Genomic DNA, 25034 nt, shown 5'->3' with positions numbered 1-25034 from the left:
GGGCTTGGTTGGGCTCGGGAAGAGTGCAACGCCATGACCGCTGTTGCGATCCTCATTCCCGGTATCATGGGCTCGGTCCTCAAGCTCGGGGACGAGGTGATCTGGCCCGGCCCGCTCTGCAGCCTGTGGCTGCCGTTTGCGCGCATGACCGATCTGCTGCGCGAGGATCTGGTCGCGACCGACTGCATCCGGCGCTATGCGCTCTCGGTGCAGTATCAGAGCCTGATAGACTGGTTGGCACCCTTGGGCTTCTCTGAGACGGACGGCACCCTCGTCGTCGCCGCCTATGACTGGCGACGCGACAATCTGATCTCGGCCGTCACCTTGGCCGGGCACATCGAAGACGCCGTCGCGCGCCACGGCAACGACGTCGAGATTACGCTGCTTGCGCACAGCATGGGCGGCATGGTCGCACGTGCCTATCTCGAATCCGGCGCCTTTGACGGCCGCTCGGGTTTCGGGCGCGTTCGCCGCCTGTTTATGCTCGGCACTCCGCATCGTGGTGCCGCGGTCACCCTCGGTGTGGTGCTGGGACACGCGCGGCAATTGTTCCTCAGGCCCGACCAGGTGCTGCAGGCGGCGAGCGATCCACGCTATCCAGCCGCCTACCAGTTGCTGCCGCCCGCGGGCGAGGCGTTCGCCTGGGACGGCAACGCCGAGGGGGCATTTGAGCCGATTGACATCTACGACCCGGCGACCGCCTGCCGGCTCGGATTGGTGGCCGCGAACCTGAACGCGGCGCGGCAGTTCCACGCCCGGCTCGATGCGGCGAGGCGGCCGCCCCAGGTGCGTTACTTTTGCTTCGCCGGGACGCGCCTGCCGACGGCGAGCCATGTCCTGCTGCGCCCGCGGTCCCGGGACGAGCTCTGCCCGGACCCGATCGAGGAGGAGGATGGCGGCGACGGCACGGTCGCCACCTGGAGCAGTTCGCTTGATGGGGTGCAGCGACAATTCGTCAGCGGCGCGCACAAAACCCTGTACCAGGCTTCCGACCTGCTGGACACCCTGGCAGCCCTCCTCGGCAAGCCCGGCCTGACGGCGCGGCTTGCGTCCACGATCGAAATCGCCGTCCACGACCATGTCGTAGCACCTGGTGAAGCGGTCCGCACGGTGATCGCCTTCGGGAGGGATGTGCAGAATTTCTCGGGAACCCTCATCGTCGAGCGGGCGATCCTCGACCCCACCAGTGGCACCGCGATTGCCTTTGATCCGCCGCTCACGCTGGCGCCGATCGCCTATCACGGCGGCGCCGGGCTCGCCTCGATGTCGCTCCGCCTCACGGCACCGCTACAGCCGGGGGCCTATCGCGTCTATTTGAACAGCGATACGGATGGCGCTGCGTCCGCGCATGGCGAACTCATCGTCCAGCAACCGTAGGGCCAGGGAGATGTCACAGCAGATGTCACACATGATGATCCACCCGCCGCGGACCCGCCCGGGTGCGACACTGCCGCCGGCTGCCACGCGCGCGCTGCTGTTGCTCGCGGTCGCCGCCGGGCTTGCGGCGGGAACCATCGCGGCCATCAGCGCACCCGCGACCGTTGACGCGGACATGGCCCACCTGCTGCGTGCCATGGCTCTGCTCAAGGCGGCGATCGCGGTCGTCGTCACCGGCGCCGTGCTCTGGCGCTTCGGCGCCCCCGTGGGACCAATTCGGCTCGCCGGCTATGCGCTGGCCTGTGCCGCCATGGCGGCCGGCCCGGGCCTGATCTGGGGCATGGTGCATCTTGGCGCCGGTGCCTTGTTGCTGCATGGCGGGCTGCTCGCCGCCATCGTGCTGTTCTGGCGCGACCCCGAGATCGCCGCCCGGCTCGCCGCCATGATCACCGCACGCCGCGCCGCGATCCGCGCCCGACAGAACTGATGAGCCGTATCCCCGCCACCGTCATCACCGGCTTCCTCGGCGCCGGCAAGACCACATTGCTGCGCCATGTGCTGGCCCGCACCGGCGGCCTGCGGATCGCGATCATCGTCAACGAGTTCGGCGCTCTGGGCATCGACGGCGACACCTTGCGCGGCTGCGGTGCCACCGGCTGCACCGACGACGACATCATTGAACTCGCCAATGGCTGCCTCTGTTGCACCGTTGCCGACGACTTCCTGCCGACCATGCAGCGTCTGCTCGATCGTCCGGCGCCCCCTGAGCATATCGTCATCGAGACCTCCGGCCTGGCGCTGCCGAAGCCGCTGCTGCGCGCCTTCAATTGGCCCTCGGTGCGCAACCGGGTCACGGTGGACGGGGTGGTGACGGTAATCGACGCGCCGGCGGTGGCCGCGGGACGCTTCGCCGACGATCCCGATTCCGTCGCCCGTGCCCGCGCCAAAGACCCCTCGCTCGACCATGATAACCCGCTGGCCGAGGTCTACGAGGACCAGCTGCTCTGCGCCGACCTCGTCGTGCTCAACAAGACCGACCTGCTGGACGAGGCCGCCTGCGCCCGGCTGGAGCGAGAGATCGCCGCCCGCATCCCGCGCGCGGTCAAGACCGTGCGCGCCCGTCACGGCCAGGTGCCGCCGGCGCTGCTGCTTGGTCTGGCCAGCGCCGCCGAGGACGATCTCGACCACCGCCCCTCGCACCACGATGGCCTGGACGATCACGAGCACGACGATTTCGAAAGCTTCGTGATCGCCATCGAGGAATGCGAAGCGCCGGAGCGGCTGATCGCCTCATTGCAGGTGGCTGCAGGCGCGCACGACATCCTGCGCATCAAGGGCTTCGCCGCGGTGCGTGGCCGGCCGATGCGGCTCGCCGTCCAAGGCGTCGGCGCGCGCTTCACCCACCAGTTCGACCGGCCGTGGGACGCCGACGAGGCGCGGTCCGGCCGCTTGGTGGTGATCGGCCGCGCCGGACTCGATCGCGACGCGATCAGCGCCTCGCTGGCCTGAGCGCCGCATGCATCTGCTGGTCCACGAAACCCGGACGCTGGACGCGGCCGAGGCCGCCTGCGATCCCGGGCTGAGCCCCGCCGACCTGTTGTTCCTCTCCTTTTCCGACAGCGACCTCGGCGCCTGGGCCGCCGCCTGGAACGACATCCTACCCAGCCTGCGATTGGCGAATCTCGCACGCCTGCGCCACCCGATGTCGGTCGATCTGCTGGTCGAGCAGGTGGTAGCAGCCGCGCGCTGCGTGGTGATCCGCCTGCTCGGCGGCCTGGAATACTGGCGCTACGGGGTCGAGGAGGTGGCGGCAGTGTGCCGCGCTCAAGGCATCGCCCTCGCCGTGCTCCCCGGCGACGGCCCCGACGATCCGCGCCTCGCCAGCCTTTCCACCATCGATCCGACCTACCGCGCCCGTCTCGATGGCTTCCTACGCCAGGGTGGGCCCAGCAACGCCGCGCACGCGCTCGCCCTCGCGGCACACCTGGCCGGCCTCAACCCGGATGACGGCGCCGAGCCCGACATACTCCCCGCTGCCGGCGACTTCCCGCTGCCTGGCCTGAATGCGCCCGACCGGCCACTCGCGGTGATCGTGTTCTACCGCTCGCATCTCCTGTGCGGCGACACCGAGCCGATCACCGCCCTCGCCACCGCCCTGTTCGAACATGGCCTGTCGGTTCGCGCCCTGTTCGCCAGCAGCCTCAAGGACCCCGACGCGCGCGACTGCGTGCTCGATCGGTTGCGTGCCTGGCGGCCGGCGGTGGTGCTATCCGCGACCGCTTTCTCCGCACCCGGCCTGGAGGCCGCCGGCGCGCCAGTCCTGCAACTTGCCCTCGTGGTCGGCGGACGCGACGCCTGGGCCGCCAGCGCCCGCGGCCTGTCGCAGACCGACCTCGCCATGCAGGTGGTGCTGCCGGAACTCGACGGCCGCTTGCTCACCACCGCAATCTCGTTCAAGGCGGCGGACGTCCCTGCCGCCACGCTCCAATTCGCCCGCATTATCAACCGCGCCGATCCGGACGGCATCGCTCTCGCCGCCGACCGCGCCGCCGGCTGGGCGAGGCTCGCCGCGGCACCACGCGAGACGCGCCGGATCGCCATCGTGCTGTCCGACTATCCCGGCCTCGGCGGCCAGATCGCCCACGCCGTCGGGCTCGACAGCTTAGCCAGCCTGCACGCAATCCTCGGCCGCCTGCGCGAAGCCGGCTACGACACCCCGCCGCCGCCCGATGAACTCGCCGACGCGCTCTGCCACGCGCCCCCCACGCCATTCCTGACACGTGCCGACTACGCCCGCCTGCGCCGGAACCTGCCCGCCGCACTGAACCAGTCACTTGATGCGCACTGGGGCACGCCACCCGCCGATTTCAGCCTGCGGCATCTGCGTCTCGGCAACGTCGTCGTCGCGGTGCAGCCAAACCGCGCGCTCCCGGACCACGACCGGCGCGCCGCCTATCACGACCCCGACACCCCACCCAGCCACGCGTTCGTCGCCTTCCATCTCTGGCTTTGCCACGCCTTCAAAGCCGACGCGGTGGTGCATCTCGGTACCCACGGCTCGCTGGAATGGCTGCCCGGCAAGGCCGCCGCCCTCTCGGCGGAATGCTGGCCGGTGGCGATGCTGCGCGGTATGCCGGTGATCTATCCGTTTATCGTCAACAATCCCGGCGAGGCGGCGGTCGCCAAACGACGCCTCGGCGCTGTCACCATCGGCCATCTCACGCCGCCGATGCGCGCGGCCGGCGGCGTTGCCGGCGAACTCGACCGAATGATCGACGACTACGCCGCCGCCGACGGCCTCGATACGCGACGCACCGCCATGCTGCGCGGCGGGATCCTCGCGCGCGCCGGCGACCTCGGCCTGCTGGCGGAGAGTGGCGCCGACACCGCCGACAACGACACGGACGCGCTCGCCCGGCTCGACGCCTGGCTCTGCGACGTCAAAGACCTCCAAATCCGCGAGGGCCTGCACGTCTTCGGCGAGCCACCCTGTGACCGCGCCGCCCTGGCCGACACCATCCGCGCCGCCAGCCCCAATGCCACCGGCATCGAACACGCACTCGACGCCTGCGCCACGGCAGAATCGCAAGCTCTGCTGGACGCACTCGACGGGCGCTTCGTCGCTCCCGGTCCGGCCGGCGCGCCCTCGCGCGGGCGCGTCGACGTGCTGCCCACGGGGCGCAACCTGTTCGCGCTGGACCCGCGCGCGGTGCCGACGCGCGCGGCAATGACCCTGGCCGCCGGCATGGCCGAGGCGCTGCTGGAGCGCCACCGCCAGGAGCACGGCGACTGGCTGCGCAGCCTGGTGATCGATCTGTGGGGCAGCACCAGCCTGCGCACCGGCGGGGAGGACTTCGCCCTCGCTTTGATCCTGATCGGCGCGACCCCACTCTGGGACGAATCCTCCGGGCGCATGAGCGGCGTCGAAATCCTACCAACCGCACTGCTGGACCGGCCGCGAGTCGATGTGACCCTGCGCATCTCCGGCCTGTTCCGCGATACCTTCGAATCGCAGATCACCTTGTTCGACGCCGCGGTCAGCGCCATCGCCGCGCGCGTCGAAAGCCCCACCCTCAATCCGCTCGCTGCAAGTGGCGAAGCATCCCCCTGCCGTATCTACGGACCAGCCCCAGGCGCGCACGGTGCCGGCGGTGCCGCACTGCTCACGGCTGCTGATCGCGCCGCCCTCGGCCGCGCCTATCTCGATGCCTCCGCAGCCGGCTATGGCAGCGGTCGCAACGGCACTGCCGATCCCGAAGGCTTCGCCGCCCGCGTTGCCGCCAGCGACGCGCTGCTGCATCTCCAGGACCATGCCGAGACCGACCTGCTCGACAGCCCAGACTACGCCGCCCATGAAGGCGGCTTTGCCGCCGCCGCCGCCCTGCTGGGGGCCACGCCCACGCTCTATCACGCCGACAGTTCGCGTCCCACATCGCCAAAGCTGCGCCTGGTGCATGAGGAGGTGGCGCGCATCGTGCGTGGCCGCCTCGCCAATCCCGTCTGGATCGCAGGGATGCGCCGTCACGGCTATCGCGGTGCCGCCGAGATCGCGCGCGGCCTGACCGCGCTGCACGCCTTTGCCCGCACGCTGCCGAACCGTTTCGATATTCAATACGACCTGGTTCTCGCCGCCACCCTGGGCGACTCTACGACAGACGATTTCCTGGCCCGCGCAAACCCCGAAGCCCGCCGCGCCATGCAGGCGGATTTCCGCGACGCGCTCACCCGCAATCTCTGGCAGCCAAAAACCAACAGCGCCCGCGAACTGCTCGCGGAGCAGTAACGGATTATCAATCCAAACAGCGGAAGATCACGTGAACGCCAGGAGCAATCACGATGACCTACCGCATTACGCTGACGCACCCGTGCGGCACGCGCCAGATCGTCAACAGCCTGTCGGAGGCCACCCTGCTGATGCGCATGGGCTGGACCTTCGTCGCCCTACGCGGCCGCTCCTTCACCCTCGACACGATCGGTCCGCTCGAAACGACCGTCTGATACGCCGCCCCTCAGCCACCATCGGGGCTGGCTCGCGGGACTCAAAGGTGACAAGTTAAGAAGCCGTCGACTCGGATCGGCTGTGTCGGCTGGCTGGCGCGCTAGGGCTGATGACCATGAGTGGGTGGGCGTGAACGACGCGACTTCTACAGGCCTCGCCGAGCTTCTGAGCGCTAACGCCAAGTTCCGTACAGGACCATGGCCGACCCCGTTCGATGAAACTTCCCACCAGCTCCGGCAGGGTGATGCGCGCGACCTTTCCTGGTTGCCAAATGAGTCCGTGCATCTGGTTGTGACTTCTCCGCCTTACTGGACTTTAAAGGCGTATGCGGAGAATGACGGGCAGATGGGGGCAATTGCCGACTACGACCGGTTCCTGCGCGAGCTCGATCGGGTGTGGTCGGAGTGTGCCCGCGTTCTGGTTCCGGGCGGACGCATTTGCTGTGTGGTTGGCGACGTGTGCATACCCCGCAAGAGCGCTGGCCGGCACTACGTCATGCCTTTGCATGCCGACATACAAGTGCGGGCACGCGAGATCGGCCTGGACTGCTTAACCCCGATCCTCTGGCACAAGATAGCCAACGGGGCCACGGAGGCCAAGGGTAACGGTGCAGGCTTCTACGGCAAGCCATATCAGCCTGGAGCAGTGGTTAAAAACGATATCGAATATATTCTGTTCCTTCGCAAGGGTGGCTCTTACAGAACACCGCAGCCAATGCAGAAGGTCCTTTCCATGCTCACCAAGCGGGAGATGCAGGCATGGTGGCGCTCGATCTGGACCGATGTGAAAGGTGCTTCTACTCGTTCCGGGCATCCTGCACCCTATCCAGTCGAGTTGGCGGATCGCCTGGTGCGGATGTTTTCATTCGCGGGCGATATCGTGCTTGATCCGTTCGCGGGCACTGGGAGCACAAATCTTGCGGCGCTGAATGCCGGACGTAACTCAATCGGGAACGAAATTGAATCCACTTACCTCAAGATTGCCCATAGCCGTCTGTGCGCGGCTTCTTCCCAACCCCGGTTCACAGGCGCCGCGCGAGCGACAGTGCAGCTTCACGCCTTACCTGAACTTGCTCCTCTGAAAGCAAGCAAGCTTGCAATACCGTTTGCTGAATCGCTTTCGCAGCCTGTTTAACGGCAACCGCTACCTCCACCGGGATTCGAGCCTCGGTGATTCGGTAGCGTGGTGCTTGCCCGAGGACTTGTACGCTCTCAACCGTTCGCCTAAGTTTAAAATCGGTGTCGACGCTCAAACGCGTGTTCTCAACGTCCGCAATCAGTTGCGCGGAATCGATGCGCGCCGGGGGGATGGGACGTTCGGTGAACTAATCCCGCAAGCTGTGGTGGTTGTTGTGCCGGGTTTTACCGTGGCTCGTGGGTCCGTTGCCACCGTTGAAGTAGGCACAGAGGTCAAAATCCTCGCCAAATCCATGATCAAGCAGATCGACCGGGTGATGAACGATCTGCAGAATCAGAAGCGGGAGTTCCTGAAAGCTGGCGGAACGCCAATCACTGTCGGGATCGTCGGCATCAACCATGCCTCTCGGTATGTCTCATATGAGGGCGATAAGGCATGGGCGACTGGGGAAAAGGGGCAGAAACCCCCAGTTCAAGAAGCCGCGGAAGCCGAACGACGACTATTGGCCCGGGCAGGACCGAACTTCGACGAGTTCCTGGTTCTTCGTTTCCGGGCAACGAACGAGCCGCCATATCCATTCGAGTGGTTAGACCAGAAACAAACCGAGATGGATTATGGGGCTGTGCTCACACGTATTATTCGAAAATATGAAGTCCGATTTTAATTCGGTTATAGCAGGTTTCTCTTGCTCGCTTTCGGTCGCGGCAACTCGGTTGCGGTGCCCCAAGAGCGTACCCAGGTGGCGACCTCGTCGTGTGGCACGCCTATACCAGCGGCGGCTTGGCGCTCAGCCTTAAGCGTGGCGGGTTCGTCCGCCGCCTCGTCGGCTTCATCATAGATATCCGGCGACCTATCCATGGGCTGACGGGTATCACGTCGCGCGGAGCGCGCGATAGGATTATGGGGCCGGCAGCACTCTCTCGGTTGATTCGCGTTCGCACGTCGGCTTGGGTAGTGTCCTGAAGGTTCTGCAAAATCGCGGTAGCGAGGTGGTCATGGCAAAGTGGTGATGTTCGAAGTCACCAACCCCGTGGAAGGGCGATGCCATGACCAAGTTGAATTTAGCGCCATTGGGCGCGGATATGAAGGCGCTGCTGCTGTCTGACGAGAACGGCTTTCGGGCGGTTTTGCAGGCGGCATTGCAGGAGGTGCTAGAGGCGGAGATGACCGAGGCGCTGGGAGCTGGCAAGAGCGAGCGAACGGCCGAGCGGGTGGGCCATCGGTCGGGCTACTACGACCGCAAGCTGATCACCCGTGTCGGCGTTTTGGAGCTTCGGGTTCCGCAGGACCGGGCGGGTCATTTTTCGACGGAGCTGTTCGAGCGCTATCAGCGGTCGGAGAAGGCCTTGGTCGGGGCGCTTGCGGAGATGTATGTGCAGGGTGTCTCGACGCGGAAGGTCAAGGCAATCACCGAGGAGCTATGCGGTCACAGCTTCTCGGCCTCGACGATCAGCGAGGCGACGTCGCGGCTGGACGAGAAGCTGACGGCGTTCTTTGGTCGGCGGCTGGAGGAGCCGTATCCCTACCTCATTGTGGATGCCCGCTACGAGCGGGTGCGCGAAGGCGGCGTGATTGTCAGCCAGGCGGTGCTGATTGCGATCGGCGTGGATTGGGAGGGGCGGCGCCAGGTGCTGGGCGTGGAGGTCGCCAACCGCGAGAGCCGGTCGAGTTGGCGAGACTTCATGGCTGGACTGCGGACGCGCGGCCTGCACGGGGTGGAGTATGTGGTTAGCGACGATCACGCGGGCCTCAAGGCGGCGATCCGGGAAATCTTGCCCGAGGCGGCCTGGCAGCGCTGCTACGTGCACTTTCTGCGCAACGCGTTGGATTACCTGCCGCGCAAGCATGACGACGACTGCCTGATGGAGCTGCGCTGGTTTTATGACCGGCGCGACATCGAGGAGGTCCGCCGCGACATCGCCCAGTGGGTCACCAAATGGCAGGGCAAGTATTCCAAGCTGGTGGCCTGGGTGGAGGAGAACGTCGAAGAGACGCTCACCTACTATCGGCTGCCCAGAGCCCATCACAAGCACATGAAGTCGACCAACATGTTGGAGCGGCTGAACCAGGAGCTGAAGCGCCGCACCCTGGTGGTGCGCATCTTCCCCAACACCGCCAGCTGCCTGCGCCTCTCACGCGCGCTGGCCATCGAGACGCACGAGGGTTGGCTTGAAGCGTTACGTTATCTCAACATGGAGCACCTGCGGGAGCACAAGAAAGAAACCCTGCGAGCCTTGGCTGCATGACCCAGGATGCGGGGGAGGCTTGTCCGCCTCAAGGCCGCTCCGCGCCGCTTCGCGGTGGCGCAAGAGCGCCAGCCTCGACCCGGCCAATCCTCCCCCGCTCAGAGCCGTCACGCGATCAAGGAACAATTGCGATCACCACCGTGACCGCCGCGCCCAAACCATTTTGCAGGACTTGCCAGACACAACTCTGGCCAGGTGGTTGCTGAACCCGATTACGGATTGCAGAGGTGACGCCGGTCCTTTTGATCAAAGCGCGGTTGAAGCGATCGCGGCGGGCGAGGGGGTGCTGGGCGCTGGAGGGGTGCGCCGGTTTGGTCCTTGTAGTCGAGCAGCGAGGCTGGGTCTTTGACTCTGCACCAGGCGCCGAAAACCAGGATCCGGAAGTCCGGACAGCGTCAGAAGGTCTCTTCCTCGGTCTCGATCTCCGCGTAGTGCCTGGCGCCGCCGTTGATCTGGGCTGCAAGCGCATGGCCGGCCGCGACCGCCGCCAGGCAGAGCAGCAGCGATGCGGCCATGTTGACCAGTGCGCGCGTCCAGGCGCCTGCGCGAAGCAGCTCCAGGGTTTGCAGGCTGAACGACGAAAAGGTGGTGAAGCCGCCGCAGAAGCCGACCATGACGAAAAGCCGCACCGACTCTGAGGCGGGAAAGCGGCCGTTATGCAGGGTCAATGTGCCGAATAAGCCGATCAGCAAGGAGCCCGAGACATTGATCGCGATCGTGCCGAGCGGCAGCGAACGGCTGATCGGCTCGGCCAGTGCCGCCAGCCAGAATCGCGCCACGCTGCCGAGCGCGCCGCCCAGCGCGATCCACAGCGTCGTCATGCGCGGAGTTCGCGTCCCATGCGCACGTCGCGCGCTTCGCGGCCGACGCTGACCAGCAGGGCGATGAGCAGGCCGGCGAGGCCCACGACCAGCGCCATCGCCGCACCGATGCTGCCGAGCGGTCCAGACAACCACACTTGCAGGTTGGCGTTGCCGGACGCCAGGAAGTTGCCGAGCTGGTAGACCGCGCCCGGAAAGGTCGCACGGATCGCCGGCGGCGAGATCTCGTTGAGGTAGACCGGAACCACGCCCCAGGCGCCTTGCACGCAGACCTGGATGAGGAATCCGCCGAGCGCGATCCAGACCATGCCATTGGAGAACAGCCAGAGCGGGATCACCGGCAAGGCGAGCAGGGCCAGCAGGCCGATCGCCCAGCGCCGGCCGATACGCTGCGACAACACCCCGGCGCCCAGACCGCCGACGATCGCACCGATGTTGATGATGATCATGATCAGCGACACGTCAGCATGTGGCAGGTGATGCTGACGCGCGAGAAACTGGCTCGGATACAGGTCCTGCGAGCCGTGTGAGAAGAAGTTGAAGCCCATCATCAGGCAGACGGCAAACACTGTCAGGCCGAGATTGCGGCCCAGCACGGTGAAGATCGAGACACGCGCCGCGGCAGTGTCGCGGGCCAGCCAGTCGGGACTCTCCGGCACCGCGCGGCGTATATAGAGCACCAGCAGGGCAGGTGCGGCGCCGACGAAGAACATGCCGCGCCAGCCGAGCGCGGGCTCGGCGATCGAGAGCAACGAGGCGAGCAGGAAGCCCATCGGATAGCCGGTCTGCAGCAGCCCGGAGACCGCGCCGCGCCAGCGTGCCGGGATGCTCTCCATCACCAGCGAGGCGCCGACACCCCACTCGCCGCCCATCGCCACCCCGTAGAGCCCGCGCAGGATCAGGAACATCGTGAAACTGGTGGCGAACCCGGTGAGCAGTTCCAGCGCCGCATAGCAGAGCACGTTGGCGATCATCGTCGGTCGTCTCCCGAAGCGGTCGGCCAGCCGTCCGAAGACGAGCGCGCCGATGAAGCGGCAGGCGAGCGTCAGGGTGAAGGCGAAGGCGCCGGCGCCGACCGACACGCCGAAGGTCCGGACCACCTGGTTGAGCACGAACGCCATGATGAAGAAATCGAACGCATCGAGCGTCCAGCCGAGATAGCAGGCGGCGATGACATGGACGGCGCTGCGGTCGAGGGAGGATGCGGAACCGTTCGCCATGGGTGCTGCGTCCTTCGTCAATGCTGAGCTAGCTTAGCTGTTGAGGACGTTTCGGCAATCCGGCCGAGGCCCGCCGGAGAGCCAGCCATTGCCGAGAACAGCGCACCTCCTTGCCGCCCTGCTGATCATCGCGGGACTGCCCGCCGTTGCGGCGCCACCTGCGTTCCTGTCCAGTATCCATGGCAAGCAGGCGATGGCGTGGGTGCAGGCGCAGAACCGCCGCAGCCTGGGCGTGCTGCAAAGCGACGTGCATTTCGCGCCGTTCCACAAGGAGGCGCTGGCCCTGCTGCAGACCCATGACCGCATTCCCGCACCCGAGCCGCTGAATAAGGCGATCTATAATTTCTGGCAGGATTCAGGCCACGTGCGCGGCATCTGGCGGCGCACCAGCCTTGCCTTCTACCGCACGGCGACACCTGCCTGGCACACGGTCATCGACCTCGACGCGCTGTCCAGGGCGGAGCATGCCAACTGGGTGTGGAAGGGTGCGAACTGTGCCGAGCCGCAGGAGCGGTTCTGCCTGGTGTCGCTCTCGGATGGCGGCGAGGATGCGGTGACCGAGCGCGAGTTCGACCTGAAAACCGGCCGTTTCGTGCCGGGCGGGTTTACGCTGCCTCGCTCGAAGCAGCAGGTCGACTGGCTCGACGACACGACCCTGCTGGTCGCGCGCGATTGGGGCCCCGGGACCATGACGGAATCGGGCTATGCGTTTGTGGTGAAAAGCCTGACGCGCGGCGCGGCATTGGGGCAGGCGCACGAAATTTTTCGTGGCTCGCCGCACGATGTCAGCGTCTCGCCGGAGACGTTCACGGACGGCGACGGCCATCGCGCCACCCTGATCGAACGTGCCGTTAGCTTTTTCAGTATCGAGCACACCCTGGTCACGCCGTCCGGGCTGCTGCGGCTTGACCTGCCGCCGCGCTCGACCATCGAGGCGTTGGTGGACGGCCGGCTGGTGGTGGAGATCGACCAGGACTGGACACCGAAGCAAGCCCCTCCAGTGCGCGCCGGCAGCCTGGTCTCGCTCGAGCTGGCCGATCCCACGGCACCGCCGATGCTGATCTTCGCCCCGGGCCCGCGTCAGACGGTCGACAGCATGGCGGCGACCAAAACGACACTGGCGGCTGCGATCTACGACAATGTGCGCGGCCAGGGCCGGGTGTTTACGCCGACGCGGGGCGGCTGGCAGGCGAAGCGGCTGACGCTGCCGGAGAATGTCTCGGTCGAGGTGGCCGCGACCTCTCCGCACGACGACCGCGCCTTCTTCGGCGTCACCGGCTTCCTCGATCCCAGCACGCTGTGGCTGGCCGAGACCCGCACCGGCGCGACGGCGCGGATCAAGGCGCTGCCGGCGCAGTTCGACGCACGCCCCTATGTCGTCGAGCAGTTCGAGGCGCGCTCGAAGGACGGCACGATGATCCCGTACTTCCTGGTGCATCGCCGCGACATGAAGCTGAGCGGCGCCAATCCGACCGAGCTCTATGCCTATGGCGGCTTTCAGGTCTCGATGACGCCGCTCTATTCGGCGCTGCTCGGCAAGCTCTGGCTCGCGCATGGCGGCGTCTACGCGCTGGCCAACATACGCGGCGGCGGCGAGTTCGGGCCGAAATGGCACGAGGCCGCGATCAAGACGCACCGCCAGCGCGCCTTCGACGATTTCGCCGCGGTCGGCCGCGACCTGATCGCGCGCGGCGTCACCTCGCCGCGTCGCCTGGGCATACGCGGCGGCTCGAACGGCGGGCTGCTGATGGGGGTGGAGTTCATCCAGCACCCGTCACTATGGCGCGCGGTGATGATCGAGGTGCCGCTGCTGGACATGCTGCACTACGAGACGATGGCCGCCGGTGCGTCCTGGGTCGGCGAGTATGGCAGCGTCAGCATCCCCGCGCAGCGCGCCTTCCTGGCCAGCATTTCCCCACTCGCCAATCTCAAGGCCGGCGTGGACTACCCGGAGCCGTTCCTCTTCACCACTAGCAGGGACGACCGCGTCGGCCCGGTGCACGCAAGACACTTCGCCTGGAAGATGCAGCAGCTGCATCTGCCGTTCCTCTATTACGAGGAGACCGAGGGCGGCCACGCGGCGGGGGCCAACCTGCGCGAGATCGCCCGCGAGCAGGCGCTCGAATATACCTACCTCACCGCCAAGCTGATGGAATGACGTCATGAAGCCGCGGGGCACCAGCCGGCGCGTTTACGCCCCCGCGGCGTTATGACATCCTCAGCGCGAGCCTATGATGAGGTGAGCCCACTCATGCGACAGTTGCCGCTCATCGGCCTGCTGCTGTTGCTGCCGACCACCGGCTTTTCCGAAGAGCTCTATCATGTTCGCCACGTCACCCATGCGTGCATCGACCCGGCCGCGCTGGCTGCTCGAAGCAGCTCGGCACGGGCGCGTGGCCACTGCTTTCGGGTAGCGCCATGGCAGCACTGGGAGCGTCTGCCTTTTGCCGGGCGCCGGGGGCTGCTGCTGTTGCGACGCGAGCCGCCGCACGCCGGCGAGCCGCCGCTGTTCTTCCGGCGATCGAGCGTGCGCGCGGTACACGGACTGGCCGTAGCACCGCACGATCGGCAGACTGCGCACGAACCGCGGACGAACGTCACGAGCGCCGCCGCAATGCGCGCAGTGGTGCCGCCGCCGCCCGCGGCCCCATTGCGCGCGATCGCGCCGCTGGTCTCGCTGCCGCCGCCGCCTCCCCCGCCAGTGACAACGCCGGTGACAACCCACACGCCCCCCCAGACGCCCGCCCGCACGGTGCAGACGCAACGCAGCAGCCATCTGTTCGCGGTTGTGATGCTTTGGGCACTGATCATCATCGTCGCGACGCTGCTGGTGCGGTTCGTGCTGGCCAGACTGAAGCGCACGCCGTTGCAGGCCGAGGCAGAGGATCCGCCGCCCGCTGTTGTCCTGCCGTTGCGCCATGAGGAGTCCTCTCCCGCGGCCGAACCACCGAGCGACGGGGACTACAAGGCCCGCTGCGTGGTGCGGCTGCGCCATGCCGGGTGGGATGCGCGAACCCGGTTTTCCACCGGACTGCCGGGTCCCGACGTGATCGCACGCAGCAATGGCCTGGTGCTGGCCCTGCAATGCCACACCTCCGGCAATCCGGTGGATGTCGATGCAGTCCGGGAGGCCTGCATGGTGCGCGAACACCAGCATAGCGATCTCGCCGCGATAGTCTCCAATGCCCCGTTCACCGAAGCGGCGCGGCAACTCGCGGCACGCACCGGGATCGTGCTGCTGCACGAGGACGAGCTGGCCTCGTTCGCGGCCTGAGACGAGCTACGGCGGCACCATCGCGCCGTCCCAGGCGAGCACCTGGCCGCTTTGGGCCACCGTCGCCGCCTCGATCACAGAAAGCAGCCGGGCCGCCGAGACGTCCGGGGTGAACAGCTTCTCCGTGGCCACGCCGGCCTGGAAAGGTTGGCTGAGCGCCGTCGCCACGGTGCCCGGATGCAGGCCGAGCACCAGCGCCTCGGGATGCGTGCGCGCGAGTTCGATGGCGAAGTTGCGCAGCATCATGTTCAGCGCCGCCTTTGCCGAGCGATAGGCGTGCCAGCCGCCGAGCCGGTTATCGCCGATGCTGCCGACGCGCGCGGAGAGGGCCGCGAACACGCTCCTGCCCTGGCGCGGCAGCAGCGGCAGCATGTGCTTGGCGACGAGCGCCGGGCCGATCATGTTGATGCGCATCGAGGCCATCAGGCTGTCCGCGTCGAGGCCGCGATAGCTGCGCTCCGGGGCGGCGATCCGCTCGCCTTGCAGCACGCCGGTGGCCACGATCACCAGACGCAGCGAAGCGCCCGCGTCATGCAACGCGTCCGCGACCGGACCGCGCGCCGCCTTGGCGATGCTGTCCTCGTCGAGCAGATCGATCCGGCCTTCCGGCCCTCGGCGCGACAAGGCCAGCACGCGACGGTAGCGGCCGCCCTCCTGCAGGGCGCGGACCAGGGCGCCGCCGATACCGCCGGAGGCGCCGACGACCACCGCCACGCCTTCGCTATTTGAGGGGATCATGACCCCAGTTCATCAAAGCGTGACGCCAGCGTGTGTCGGTGACGTCGCCCTTCGGCCGCTGCTTGGAATGGCGATGCACGTAGCCGATCACCTTGCGCATCGCGGCATAATCGTCCGCGTCAAGCTGCGCCGCCTTCTTGGCGCGTATCGCCAGGATGGTCCGTCCCATGCCATGGCCGACCGCCTCGTCCTGTTTCGGATCAGTAACCTTCTCGCCGTCCGGGGTCATGCCGACCGACCGGCTCTCCTCGGTCCGCAGCCATTTGCGCAAGGCGGCGGGAGGCATGTTCACGACCCGCCTGAATTCGCGGGCGATCCCCTCGGTGTCGTCGTCATCCATCAGGAGCGCCCTCGCAGCGCATGGCCGAGCTCTGCCTTGGTCATACGCGAGCGCCCACGTATCTGGTGGCGCGCCGCTTCCTTGAGGAGTTCGGCGCGGGTCGGACCGGCCGCGGTCTTGCGGGCGATGTCGGCCGGCTGCTTGGAGAACTGGCGGCCCTTGGCGGTGTCGGCACGCTTCTTTGCGGTGGTGCGGTCGTATTCGGCGCGGCTGAGACCTTCGCGCGCGCGACGCGGCAGATAGCGCTCGCCGGTCTCGCCGCTCGGCTCACCCGAGCGGGTTCCCCAATCCTGGTCAGTCCATTGCGACAGGTGGTTATCCGCGGATTTGGGTGCGTCGTAGCCGCCGCCGGCCTGCTTGTAGAGCCTGACCGCACGCTGCGCCTTGCGCGCCGACCATTGTCCCGGATTGCCGCCCTCCGCCTCGGCGGTGACCTGTTGCTTGACGCGGTTCCAGAGTTCGGGGTCGGTCCTGCTGGCAGTCGTCTTGTTTGCTTTCTGGGCCATTCGGCTCAGGCGCCCATCGTACGGTCGGCGAAGGGATGGCGGATGGCGAGGTCCGCCTCGGCGCGCAGCACCTGGCGCAACTCCGGCGGGATCGTGCGGCTGCGAAAGCTCTGCGGCTCGATGAAGACGCACACGGTCTCCGCCATCCAGCAGAGCCGGTCGTCGGATTGCCTCAGACCGACGATCTCGAAACCCAGGGAGGAGCGCCCGATGCGTCGCAGCGCCACCCGGATTTCCATGCCGTCGCGCGGCCGCATCGGTGAGAGGAAGGTGCAGGACAGCGAGGCAAAGACCATGTGCCGACCGTTTGCATGCAGCACCATGGCCAAACGGTCGACGAACCAGGTCTCCACCGTCTCGACGACGAAATCCGCGATCCGCGGCGTATAGACCACGCCGGACTCGTCGGTGTCGGTGGGCGCGATCTCGATATGACGCGCGAACAGAGAGTCGGCCGCCTGTGAAGCGTGCGCCGGCACTGGTCCGTCAGCCTGCATCGAGCCTCCCGCGGCTTGGATTGCAACCATGAATTGTCATGGTTGGTCATGAGCCTTGTCAAGCCGCGGCCGCTTCAATAAGGCGTCCCAGCCTGCCGCTGCGCGCGCAGTGCCCGCGCATACCATGCGAACTCGGCCAGAAACCGGTCGGCCGATCGGGCAACCCAGTCCGCAAGCGGTCGGCCGTCCTGGTCGAGCACCTGCTGGAGGCGCGGGATCGCGAGCAGGGTCGGGATGCTGGGCATGCCGAGTTCGCCGAGCATCATGCGCAAGGCCATCGCGGCACGAACGCCGCCGAACTGGCCGGCGGAATAGCAGAGGATCGCCGATGGCCGCCAGAAATACTCCTCGAGGAAATGGTCGAGCAGGTTCGACAGCGCCGGCGGCACACCGTGATTATATTCGCCGCTGACCAGCAGGAAGCCGTCGGCGCGCCGATACAGCGCCGCCAGGCGCTCCAGCGGCTCCGGCGCGTGGCCTTTGGGGTGCTCCTTGTACATTCGGTCGAGCAGCGGCAGTCCCAGCGCCATCGGATCGACCAGCACCGCCTCGTGCCCGGCAGCGGCGAGGGCGGTGATGATGAAGGTTGCGGCACGTATGCCCAAACGGTCGCGACGCACCGAGCCGAGCAGCACGGGGATGGTCAGGCGTTCGGTCATCCTTTGGTCGCCCCCAGGGTGAGGCCGGCGATGAAATGCCGCTGCATGGCAAAGAACATTACCATCGGCGGCATGGCCGCGATCAGCGCCGCCGCCGAGACCAGTTGCCAGGCGGCGATGAACTGGCCGAGCAGCGCCTGCAACGCTGTGGTTACCGGCTTCACCCCGCTGCTCTGCACCAGCACCAGCGCCCAGAAATAGTCGTTCCAGACGAAGGTGAACAGCAGCACCGCGAGGGCGGCGATCGCCGGACGGGTGAGCGGCAGCACGATGTGACGGAAAATTGCCCATTCGGAGATGCCGTCGAGGCGCGCCGCCTCGATCAGCTCGTCCGGCAGTTCGGCGATGAAGTTGCGCGTGAAGAACACCGCAAAGCCGGTCTGGAACGCCGTATGGAACAGGATCAGCGCCCAGAAGGTGTTGTACAGGCCGAGATGCAGCGAAAAGTCGCGCACCGGCACCATCAGGATCTGGTAGGGCACGAAATTGCCGCCGATGAAGAGCGCGAGCAGCAGCCGATCACCGCGGAAACGGTATTTGGCGAGCGCGAACCCGGCGAGTGTCGCGAGCGTAATCGCACCGATGACCGCGGGCACCGTAATGATCAGGCTGTTGAGCAGGTAGCGCGCCATGCCGGTCTGGCGGAACACGTCGACATAATTGACGAAGGCGAGCCGCTTCGGCCAGGTCCAGAACTCGCCGGCATTAATCTCGGCGAGTGAACGCAGTGAGGTGAGCAACACCGCGAGCAGCGGCAGCAGCCAGATGGCGATCGCGAACGCCACCAGGCAGCCATAAAGTACGCGCATGCCGCGCCGGCGGGGAGAGATCTGGTTCGGATACATCAGTTCAGGGTCTTCAGGATGCGCCAGAGGAAGACGCCGATGAACACAGACATGATCACGAACAGCACGACGCCGACGGCCGCACCATAGCCGTAGCGATAGTTGCTGATCGCCTCCTGATACATCATCCAGCCGAGCACGCTGGAGCTGCCGAACGGACCGCCCTGGGTCATCACCGCGATCAGGTCGAAGCTGCGCAGCGCGCCGATGATGGTGACCACGAAGGCGATGAAGTTCGAGGCTCGCAATTGCGGCAGCACAACGTGCCACAGCAGGCGCAAGCCACGTGCGCCGTCCAGCCGTCCGGCTTCGATCTGTTCGGGATTGAGGCCGTTCAGGCCGGTGAGATACAGGATCATGCAATAGGCGGTCTGCGGCCACAGCCCGGCGGCGATAATGCCGAAGGTCACCAGGTTCGGGTTCGACAGCACCGCGAGACCGCTGCCGCCGAAGCCGCGCAACAGCGTATCGAGCAGTCCGCCGGCCGGCTGGTAGAACCACGAGAAGACGACGCCGATGACCACCTGGGAGAGCACGAACGGAAAGAAGAACAAGGTCTTGGCGATCCGCATGCCGAGCATCTGCTGGTTCAGGAGCAAGGCCGCCGCGAGCCCCAGCGGGGGTGCAAGCATCATCAGCAGCAGCCAGAGGATGTTGTTGATGATGGACTGACGAAACGTGTCGCTGGCGAACAGCTCGGCATAGTTGTGCCACCCGATGAAGCGGGGATGGCCGATGCCGGACCAATGATAGAAGCTGATCCGGAAACTGTCGAAGATCGGGTAGAGGACCCAGATCGCGAACATCACGGTCGCGGGACCGACGAACAGCCAGGGTATGGCCCCCCGGGTCCAGCTTGCTCCGATGGCCCCGGTTCGCAACAATCTCTCCCCACCCGTCGGCGGCATCATTCGCGCCCGTGCGCCGCCGCGTCAATGGACCTCGGTTTGCCTATCCACGCCGTCCGGCTAACGTGTCGCGGCGGCTCGGTGCGAGCGCGGGATGGGAAGAACAAAATGAACGCGAACGGAGGAAGACGAATGGCCAGCCGATCAATCAAGGCGCTGCTCGGCCTGGCAGTGTCGGCCTGCCTGATGGGCCAGGGCCGGGCGCAGGCGAGCGACCTGGTCATCAATACCGGGCTCAGCGCACCGACAGACAAGGCGGCCTTCCAGGCGACCGTCGACGCCTTCACCAAGGCGCACCCCGACATCCACGTGACGGTCAACGTGTTCGGGCACGAGGAGGAAAAGACCGCGATCCGCAACTGGCTGGCGACCGATCCGCCGGACCTGGTCTATTGGTATCCCGGCGTGCGCATGCTGACCTTCGTCAAGCCCAAGCTGTTCGCGCCGGTCAGCGATGTCTGGAAATCCGTCGGACTTGAAAGCAAGATCGCGCCCGGCGTCAGCGAACAATTGACCTATGACGGCCAGCAGTGGGGGATGCCCTACGGCTACTACATGTGGGGCTTTTATTATCGGCGCGATCTGTTCGCCAAGGCCGGGATCAGCGTGCCGAAGAATTGGGCCGAGTTCCTGTCCGACTGCGCCAAGCTCAAGCAGGCCGGGCTGACTCCGATCGCGCTTGGTGACCAGGAGAAATGGCCGGCCGCCGGCTGGTTCGATTACCTCGACATGCGCACCAACGGGTTTGCCGCGCACGAGGCACTGATGCACGGGCAGATCTCCTACGACAGTCCCGGCGTGCGCAAGGTGCTCACCGAATGGGCAAGCCTGGTGAAGCACGGGTATTTTACGCCCAATTCAACGTCGTATCGCTGGCAGGATGCGCAGCGTTTCATGTTCAACGGCAAGTCGGCGATGATGCTGATCGGCTCGTTCATCATCCCCGGGATCCCGCCCGACATGGCCGACAAGATCGGCTTCTTCAACTTCCCGGTAATCAATCCGCAGGCGGGACCGGCGGAGGATGCGCCGATCGACATGTTCTCGATGCCATCGGGCGCGAAGAACCAGGCAAACGCCAAGCTGTTCCTCGCCTTCCTCGCCGAGGACGCGCCACAGAGCAAGCTCGCCGAGGGTCTCGGCGAACTGCCCGTGCTGAAGTCGGCCACGGTGGCGCCGAATGCGCTGCTCCAGCAACAGGCGGCGCATCTGGCAAAAATACCGCATTTCGCGCAATTCTTTGATCGCGACACCGTACCGCGCATGGCCGATGCCGGTATGCAGCAGTTCCAGCGCCTGCTGTATGACCCGTCGCAGGTCAATGCGATTGTCAAGACCCTGGCGGAAGCGGAGAAATCCACGGCCGCGAACGACTGAGGCGATGCGGCCCTTCCGCCTCGACGGCGGCAACAGCACCCTGCTGCTGCTGCAACGCGATGACGGCATGCCGGAAATCGTCCACTGGGGCGATCGGCTGCCGGCAGCACTCGATCTGGACAAGGTCGCCCATCTGCGCGACCGCGCGCCGCGCCATAACGGCCTCGACGAGGACCATGTCGAGGCCGCATTGATGCCGACACTCGGCACCGGCACGATGCGCGCGCCTGGCCTGCTCGCCAGCCGCGGCGGTGTCGACTGGACCGCTTCATTCGAGCAGGTGACGGTGCAGCAGGGCGCCGGCGCTTTGCGGTTGACTGCCGAGGACCCGCTCGCCGGCCTCGGCCTGGATATCATCCTCACGTCGCCGCCGGACGGCGACATCCTCCGCATGCGCACCCGGCTGCGCAACGATGGCGCGGCGCCGCTGCAGGTGGCGTGGCTGGCCGCCGGGGTGTTCGTGCTGCCGGCGGAGGCCGGCGAGCTGCTGGTCTTCGACGGGCGCTGGGGCGGCGAATTCGCGGAGCGCCGGCTCGCGCTGACGAGTGGGCTGTGGGCGTCCGAGAACCGGCGCGGCCGCAGCCATGACCGCTTCCCGGGGCTGATCGCGGGCGAGCCGGGCTTCGACGAGGATCGCGGCCTGGTGCACGGGGTTCATCTCGGCTGGAGCGGCAATCACCGCACCACCGCCGAGCGGCTCGAGGATGGCCGGATCCTGATTGCCACCGGCGAATGGCTGCATCCCGGCGAGGTCATCCTGGGTCCGGGCGAGTCGCTGGAATCGCCCATCGCCTACGCGTCGCTGTCGGCGCACGGGCTCTCCGGCCTCTCGCGGCACTTCCATGACGGCGCGCGCCGGCACGTGCTGCGCTGGCCGGAGGGTGCGATGCGGCCGCGGCCGGTGACGCTGAACACCTGGGAGGGCAATTATTTCGACCACGACCATGACCGGCTGCTGGCCCAGGCGCGCGCCGCGGTGGCTCTCGGGATCGAACGTTTCGTGCTCGATGACGGCTGGATGGCGGGTCGCGACGACGCGCGCGCGGGCCTTGGCGACTGGCGCCCCGACCCCAATAAATATCCGCGCGGTCTGGGTCCGCTGATCGATGCGGTCACCGGCATGGGCCTGGAGTTCGGGCTTTGGGTCGAGCCGGAGATGGTCAATCCGGACAGCGACCTGTATCGCGCCCACCCCGACGCGGTGCTGCATGTCGAGGGCCGGCCGCTGCTGACCTCGCGCCACCAGCTCATTCTCGATCTGACCCGCCCGGAGATCGCCGAAGGCGTCTTCGCGCAACTCGACACGCTGCTGCGGGCGCACCCGATCGCCTATCTGAAATGGGACATGAACCGCGACTTCGTTGCCGCCGGCGACGTGCGTGGCCGCCCGGCCTATCGGGCTCACCTGCTGGCGACCTGGGCGCTAATGGCGCGGCTGCGCGAGGCGCATCCCGCGCTCGAGATCGAGAGCTGCGCCTCCGGAGGCGCGCGCGCGGATTTCGGCATCCTGCGCAATACTCAGCGGATCTGGACCTCCGACTGCACCGACGCGCTCGAGCGTCTCGCGATCCAGCGCGGCTTCTCGCGCTTCCTGCCGCCGGAGCTGATGGGAGCCCATGTCGCGGCCTCGCCCAACCACCAGACCGGCCGCCGACACAGCCTCGATTTCCGCGCCGCGGTCGCCTTGTTCGGGCATATGGGTGTCGAGCTCGACCCGACCCTGCTCGACGAGGCGGAGGCCGCATCGCTCACGGCCTGGATCGCCCTGCACAAGCGGCTGCGGTCATTGCTGCATGCCGGGCGCCACCAGGCCGGTGCTGCCGTCGCCGGCCGTTCGGTGCGGGGCGTTGTGTCGGACGACCGCCGCCATGCCGCCTATCTGGTAGCGCAGGAGCGACGCGAGGCATGGCGGCCGCCGCCGCTCGCCTTGCCCGGGCTGGACCCGGAACAACGCTACCGCCTGCACGCGCCGCCGCCGCAACGGCTCGATGCCCGGCTCTCGCCCGCGCAGCGCGCCTTGTTCGGAGAGGGTCTGAGCCTGCCTGGGGCGCTGCTCGGGAGTGCGGGGATCGCGCTGCCGGAAATGCAGCCCGAAAGCGCGCTGATCCTGGAGCTGACCGCCGATGACTGAGACGGAACCGATGCTTGGCGTGTGCTACTATCCCGAACACTGGCCCGAGCGGGAGTGGGCGTCGGACGCGGCGGCGATGCTTGAGACCGGCATCGGCATGGTGCGCATAGGCGAGTTCGCCTGGAGCCGCATCGAGCCAGAGCCCGGCCGGCTGGAGTGGGGCTGGCTCGACCGCGCCATCGCGACCCTCGGCGCCGCCGGCTTGGCCGTGGTGCTGGGCACCCCGACCGCGACGCCGCCGAAATGGCTCGTCGACCGCGAGCCCGGCATCCTGCCGGTGGGCGCCGATGGCCGCGTGCGGGGCTTCGGGTCACGCCGGCACACGTCGTTTTCCTCAAAGGTCTGGTGGCAGGAGAGCCGCCGCATCGTGACCGTGCTGGCCGCGCGCTACGGCGAGAATGCGCATGTCGCCGGCTGGCAGATCGACAACGAGTTCGGCTGCCACGACACCGTGCTATCCTATGGGCCGGAGGATCTGGAGGGCTTTCGCCAGTGGCTCGCCACGCGCTACGGCAGCATCGCCGCCCTGAACCGTGCCTGGGGCAGCGTGTTCTGGTCGGCCGAACTGCGCGACTTCGACGAAGTCTGCTTGCCCAACGGCGCCGTGACCGAGACTGCCCCCGCCGCCCGGCTGGATTTCCAGCGCTTCGCCTCCGAGCAGGTCGTAGCCTACGCCGCGATGCAGGAGGAGATCCTGCGGGCGCATTCGCCAGGCCGCTTCGTCACCCACAACTTCATGGGCCGGTTTTTCGACTTCGACCATTTCACGATGGGGCGCCTGCTGGATTTCGCAAGCTGGGACTCCTATCCGCTGGGCTTTACCGAACAGTTCCCGTTCGCCCCGGATGAGCGGGCCGACTTCATCGAGACCGCGCACCCCGACATGGCGGCCTTCCATCACGATTTGTATCGCGCCGTCGGCGGCGGCCGCTTCTGGATCATGGAGCAGCAGCCCGGGCCGGTGAACTGGGCGCCGTTCAACCCGGTGCCCAAGCCCGGGATGGTGCGGTTATGGACCTGGGAGGCGTTTGCGCACGGCGCCGAACTGGTGAGCTACTTCCGCTGGCGGCAATGCCCGTTCGGCCAGGAGCAGATGCATGCCGGGCTGCATCGTCCCGACCGCTCGCGCTCGGCTGGCGGCGAGGAGGTGCTGCGGGTTGCGGCCGAGCGCAAACAGGTGGGCACCTTGCCCGCCGCGTCGCGCGCCCCGGTGGCGCTCGTGTTCGACTACGAGTCCGTCTGGATCACCCGGATTCAGCCGCAGGGTGCGGATTTCGATCAATATGAGATCTGTTACCGCTGGTACGAGGCGGCGCGTCGGCTCGGCCAGGACGTCGATATTGTCCCGCCCGGAGCCTCGCTCGCCGGCTACCGCGCCGTGCTGGTGCCCGGCCTGCCGTATCTGTCCGACGCGGCGTTGCGGGCGTTCGCCGCGACCGATGCGGCGATGCTGATCGGCCCGCGCAGCGGCTCGAAGTCGCAGACCTTTGCGATCACCGACGGGCTTGCCGCGATGCTGCCGGTGCGCGTCACCCAGGTCGCCTCGCTACGGCCCGGCCTGGCCCATCCCGTCAGCGGCGGCCTCACTGGGGCGGCGATCCGTTGGCGCGAATGGGTCGAGACGTCGGGCACACCGCTCGCCTGTTTCGCGGATGGCAGCGCCGCCGCGGTCGAGGCTGGCGCCCGCCTCTATCTCGCCGGCTGGCCTGATGCCGCCCTGCTCGCGGACGCGATGCGGCATGTGCTGGCACGCGCCGGCCTTGAGACCATCGACCTGCCCGCCGGCGTCCGCCTGCGCCGCCGTGGCGGGCTGTTGTTCGCGTTCAATTACGGACCCGATTCCTGGGCCCCGCCGTCGCCGCCGAAGGGCGCGCTGCTACTGGGCGGCACACCCGTGGCACCCCAGGATTTCGCCTGCTGGAGGCTGCCCGGCTAATGCGTCATTGCCAAAGATACGCC

The 25034-nt window shown here is 67.0% G+C and carries 22 protein-coding genes; 13 read left to right on the top strand and 9 right to left on the bottom strand.

What is annotated here, in order from left to right; all coding sequences use genetic code 11:
* The first annotated feature begins 33 nt into the window (after positions 1–33).
* From ACQY4K_RS07890 to ACQY4K_RS07855, 8 genes are all read left to right on the top strand, one after another.
* Entirely contained in the window at positions 34–1377 is a 1344-nt protein-coding gene (locus ACQY4K_RS07890; protein WP_428394954.1) for an esterase/lipase family protein, read from the top strand.
* A gap of 31 nt (positions 1378–1408) precedes the next feature.
* A complete protein-coding gene (locus ACQY4K_RS07885; RefSeq protein ID WP_428394952.1) occupies positions 1409–1864 on the top strand; it encodes a hypothetical protein in 456 nt (151 codons plus the stop codon).
* A complete protein-coding gene (gene cobW, locus ACQY4K_RS07880; protein WP_428394950.1) occupies positions 1864–2886 on the top strand; it encodes a cobalamin biosynthesis protein CobW in 1023 nt (340 codons plus the stop codon). The genes ACQY4K_RS07885 and cobW overlap by 1 nt, the downstream gene beginning before the upstream one ends.
* Before the next feature lie 7 nt (positions 2887–2893).
* Positions 2894–6160, top strand: coding sequence for a cobaltochelatase subunit CobN (cobN, locus tag ACQY4K_RS07875; RefSeq protein WP_428394948.1), 3267 nt, complete (start codon positions 2894–2896; stop codon positions 6158–6160).
* Between the two features lie 53 nt (positions 6161–6213).
* Entirely contained in the window at positions 6214–6375 is a 162-nt protein-coding gene (locus tag ACQY4K_RS07870; protein ID WP_428394947.1) for a hypothetical protein, read from the top strand.
* A gap of 130 nt (positions 6376–6505) precedes the next feature.
* Complete coding sequence (locus tag ACQY4K_RS07865) at positions 6506–7510, top strand: DNA-methyltransferase (RefSeq protein ID WP_428394945.1); 1005 nt, start codon at positions 6506–6508, stop codon at positions 7508–7510.
* On the top strand, positions 7470–8177 hold the full coding sequence (locus tag ACQY4K_RS07860; RefSeq protein WP_428394944.1) for a hypothetical protein: 708 nt from the start codon (positions 7470–7472) through the stop codon (positions 8175–8177). Before ACQY4K_RS07865 ends, ACQY4K_RS07860 begins: the two co-directional genes overlap by 41 nt.
* 382 nt (positions 8178–8559) lie before the next feature.
* Positions 8560–9759, top strand: a complete 1200-nt coding sequence (locus ACQY4K_RS07855; protein WP_428390406.1) for an IS256 family transposase — start codon at positions 8560–8562, stop codon at positions 9757–9759.
* A 395-nt stretch (positions 9760–10154) separates the two neighbouring features.
* Here the strand turns inward: ACQY4K_RS07855 and crcB are convergent, their stop codons facing one another.
* Entirely contained in the window at positions 10155–10580 is a 426-nt protein-coding gene (gene crcB, locus ACQY4K_RS07850; protein ID WP_428394942.1) for a fluoride efflux transporter CrcB, read from the bottom strand.
* Positions 10577–11800, bottom strand: a complete 1224-nt coding sequence (locus ACQY4K_RS07845; protein WP_428394940.1) for an MFS transporter — start codon at positions 11798–11800, stop codon at positions 10577–10579. The genes crcB and ACQY4K_RS07845 overlap by 4 nt, the downstream gene beginning before the upstream one ends.
* 88 nt (positions 11801–11888) lie before the next feature.
* On the opposite strand from ACQY4K_RS07845, the gene ACQY4K_RS07840 reads away from it, so the two are divergent.
* Positions 11889–13958: a prolyl oligopeptidase family serine peptidase gene (locus ACQY4K_RS07840; protein WP_428394938.1), complete on the top strand. Its 2070-nt coding sequence runs from the start codon at positions 11889–11891 to the stop codon at positions 13956–13958.
* Between the two features lie 93 nt (positions 13959–14051).
* Entirely contained in the window at positions 14052–15074 is a 1023-nt protein-coding gene (locus ACQY4K_RS07835) for a restriction endonuclease (protein WP_428394937.1), read from the top strand.
* A 6-nt stretch (positions 15075–15080) separates the two neighbouring features.
* On the opposite strand, the gene ACQY4K_RS07830 is transcribed toward ACQY4K_RS07835, so the two are convergent.
* The 7 genes from ACQY4K_RS07830 to ACQY4K_RS07800 are packed head-to-tail and all read right to left on the bottom strand — an operon-like array spanning position 15081 to position 19540.
* Positions 15081–15812: an SDR family NAD(P)-dependent oxidoreductase gene (locus ACQY4K_RS07830; protein WP_428394935.1), complete on the bottom strand. Its 732-nt coding sequence runs from the start codon at positions 15810–15812 to the stop codon at positions 15081–15083.
* Entirely contained in the window at positions 15796–16152 is a 357-nt protein-coding gene (locus ACQY4K_RS07825) for a DUF3140 domain-containing protein (RefSeq protein WP_428394933.1), read from the bottom strand. Before ACQY4K_RS07825 ends, ACQY4K_RS07830 begins: the two co-directional genes overlap by 17 nt.
* Positions 16152–16658, bottom strand: coding sequence for a hypothetical protein (locus ACQY4K_RS07820; protein ID WP_428394931.1), 507 nt, complete (start codon positions 16656–16658; stop codon positions 16152–16154). The genes ACQY4K_RS07825 and ACQY4K_RS07820 overlap by 1 nt, the downstream gene beginning before the upstream one ends.
* Positions 16659–16663: 5 nt before the next feature.
* A complete protein-coding gene (locus ACQY4K_RS07815; protein ID WP_428394929.1) occupies positions 16664–17185 on the bottom strand; it encodes an acyl-CoA thioesterase in 522 nt (173 codons plus the stop codon).
* Between the two features lie 44 nt (positions 17186–17229).
* Positions 17230–17814: an NADPH-dependent FMN reductase gene (locus ACQY4K_RS07810; protein WP_428394927.1), complete on the bottom strand. Its 585-nt coding sequence runs from the start codon at positions 17812–17814 to the stop codon at positions 17230–17232.
* The gene (locus ACQY4K_RS07805) at positions 17811–18659 is read right to left on the bottom strand and encodes a carbohydrate ABC transporter permease (protein WP_428394926.1); all 849 of its coding nucleotides are present in this window, start codon (positions 18657–18659) and stop codon (positions 17811–17813) included. Before ACQY4K_RS07805 ends, ACQY4K_RS07810 begins: the two co-directional genes overlap by 4 nt.
* Positions 18659–19540, bottom strand: coding sequence for a carbohydrate ABC transporter permease (locus ACQY4K_RS07800; protein ID WP_428394924.1), 882 nt, complete (start codon positions 19538–19540; stop codon positions 18659–18661). The genes ACQY4K_RS07805 and ACQY4K_RS07800 overlap by 1 nt, the downstream gene beginning before the upstream one ends.
* Before the next feature lie 159 nt (positions 19541–19699).
* Between ACQY4K_RS07800 and ACQY4K_RS07795 the strand changes: the two genes are divergently transcribed.
* Genes ACQY4K_RS07795 through ACQY4K_RS07785 form a run of 3 tightly spaced genes read left to right on the top strand, consistent with a single transcriptional unit; the run spans position 19700 to position 25011 of the window.
* Positions 19700–20944, top strand: a complete 1245-nt coding sequence (locus ACQY4K_RS07795) for an ABC transporter substrate-binding protein (protein ID WP_428394923.1) — start codon at positions 19700–19702, stop codon at positions 20942–20944.
* Between the two features lie 4 nt (positions 20945–20948).
* A complete protein-coding gene (locus ACQY4K_RS07790) occupies positions 20949–23075 on the top strand; it encodes an alpha-galactosidase (RefSeq protein ID WP_428394921.1) in 2127 nt (708 codons plus the stop codon).
* Positions 23068–25011: a beta-galactosidase gene (locus tag ACQY4K_RS07785; RefSeq protein WP_428394919.1), complete on the top strand. Its 1944-nt coding sequence runs from the start codon at positions 23068–23070 to the stop codon at positions 25009–25011. Before ACQY4K_RS07790 ends, ACQY4K_RS07785 begins: the two co-directional genes overlap by 8 nt.
* The last annotated feature ends 23 nt before the right edge of the window (positions 25012–25034 follow it).

It is taken from the genome of Lichenicoccus sp. (assembly GCF_965276875.1).
Lineage (GTDB): Bacteria > Pseudomonadota > Alphaproteobacteria > Acetobacterales > Acetobacteraceae > Lichenicoccus.
The sequence above is the reverse complement of the archived record's forward strand: the minus strand, read 5'-3'. Positions and strand labels throughout refer to the sequence as shown.

Bases quoted from the DNA above. Each gene is read 5' to 3' on its own strand.
- ACQY4K_RS07890 (WP_428394954.1), top strand. From the start codon at position 34: ATGACCGCTGTTGCGATCCTCATTCCCGGTATCATGGGCTCGGTCCTC.
- ACQY4K_RS07885 (WP_428394952.1), top strand. From the start codon at position 1,409: ATGATGATCCACCCGCCGCGGACCCGCCCGGGTGCGACACTGCCGCCG.
- cobW (WP_428394950.1), top strand. From the start codon at position 1,864: ATGAGCCGTATCCCCGCCACCGTCATCACCGGCTTCCTCGGCGCCGGC.
- cobN (WP_428394948.1), top strand. From the start codon at position 2,894: ATGCATCTGCTGGTCCACGAAACCCGGACGCTGGACGCGGCCGAGGCC.
- ACQY4K_RS07870 (WP_428394947.1), top strand. From the start codon at position 6,214: ATGACCTACCGCATTACGCTGACGCACCCGTGCGGCACGCGCCAGATC.
- ACQY4K_RS07855 (WP_428390406.1), top strand. From the start codon at position 8,560: ATGACCAAGTTGAATTTAGCGCCATTGGGCGCGGATATGAAGGCGCTG.
- crcB (WP_428394942.1), bottom strand. From the start codon at position 10,580: ATGACGACGCTGTGGATCGCGCTGGGCGGCGCGCTCGGCAGCGTGGCG.
- ACQY4K_RS07845 (WP_428394940.1), bottom strand. From the start codon at position 11,800: ATGGCGAACGGTTCCGCATCCTCCCTCGACCGCAGCGCCGTCCATGTC.
- ACQY4K_RS07835 (WP_428394937.1), top strand. From the start codon at position 14,052: ATGCGACAGTTGCCGCTCATCGGCCTGCTGCTGTTGCTGCCGACCACC.
- ACQY4K_RS07830 (WP_428394935.1), bottom strand. From the start codon at position 15,812: ATGATCCCCTCAAATAGCGAAGGCGTGGCGGTGGTCGTCGGCGCCTCC.
- ACQY4K_RS07825 (WP_428394933.1), bottom strand. From the start codon at position 16,152: ATGGATGACGACGACACCGAGGGGATCGCCCGCGAATTCAGGCGGGTC.
- ACQY4K_RS07820 (WP_428394931.1), bottom strand. From the start codon at position 16,658: ATGGCCCAGAAAGCAAACAAGACGACTGCCAGCAGGACCGACCCCGAA.
- ACQY4K_RS07815 (WP_428394929.1), bottom strand. From the start codon at position 17,185: ATGGTTGCAATCCAAGCCGCGGGAGGCTCGATGCAGGCTGACGGACCA.
- ACQY4K_RS07810 (WP_428394927.1), bottom strand. From the start codon at position 17,814: ATGACCGAACGCCTGACCATCCCCGTGCTGCTCGGCTCGGTGCGTCGC.
- ACQY4K_RS07805 (WP_428394926.1), bottom strand. From the start codon at position 18,659: ATGTATCCGAACCAGATCTCTCCCCGCCGGCGCGGCATGCGCGTACTT.
- ACQY4K_RS07795 (WP_428394923.1), top strand. From the start codon at position 19,700: ATGGCCAGCCGATCAATCAAGGCGCTGCTCGGCCTGGCAGTGTCGGCC.
- ACQY4K_RS07790 (WP_428394921.1), top strand. From the start codon at position 20,949: ATGCGGCCCTTCCGCCTCGACGGCGGCAACAGCACCCTGCTGCTGCTG.
- ACQY4K_RS07785 (WP_428394919.1), top strand. From the start codon at position 23,068: ATGACTGAGACGGAACCGATGCTTGGCGTGTGCTACTATCCCGAACAC.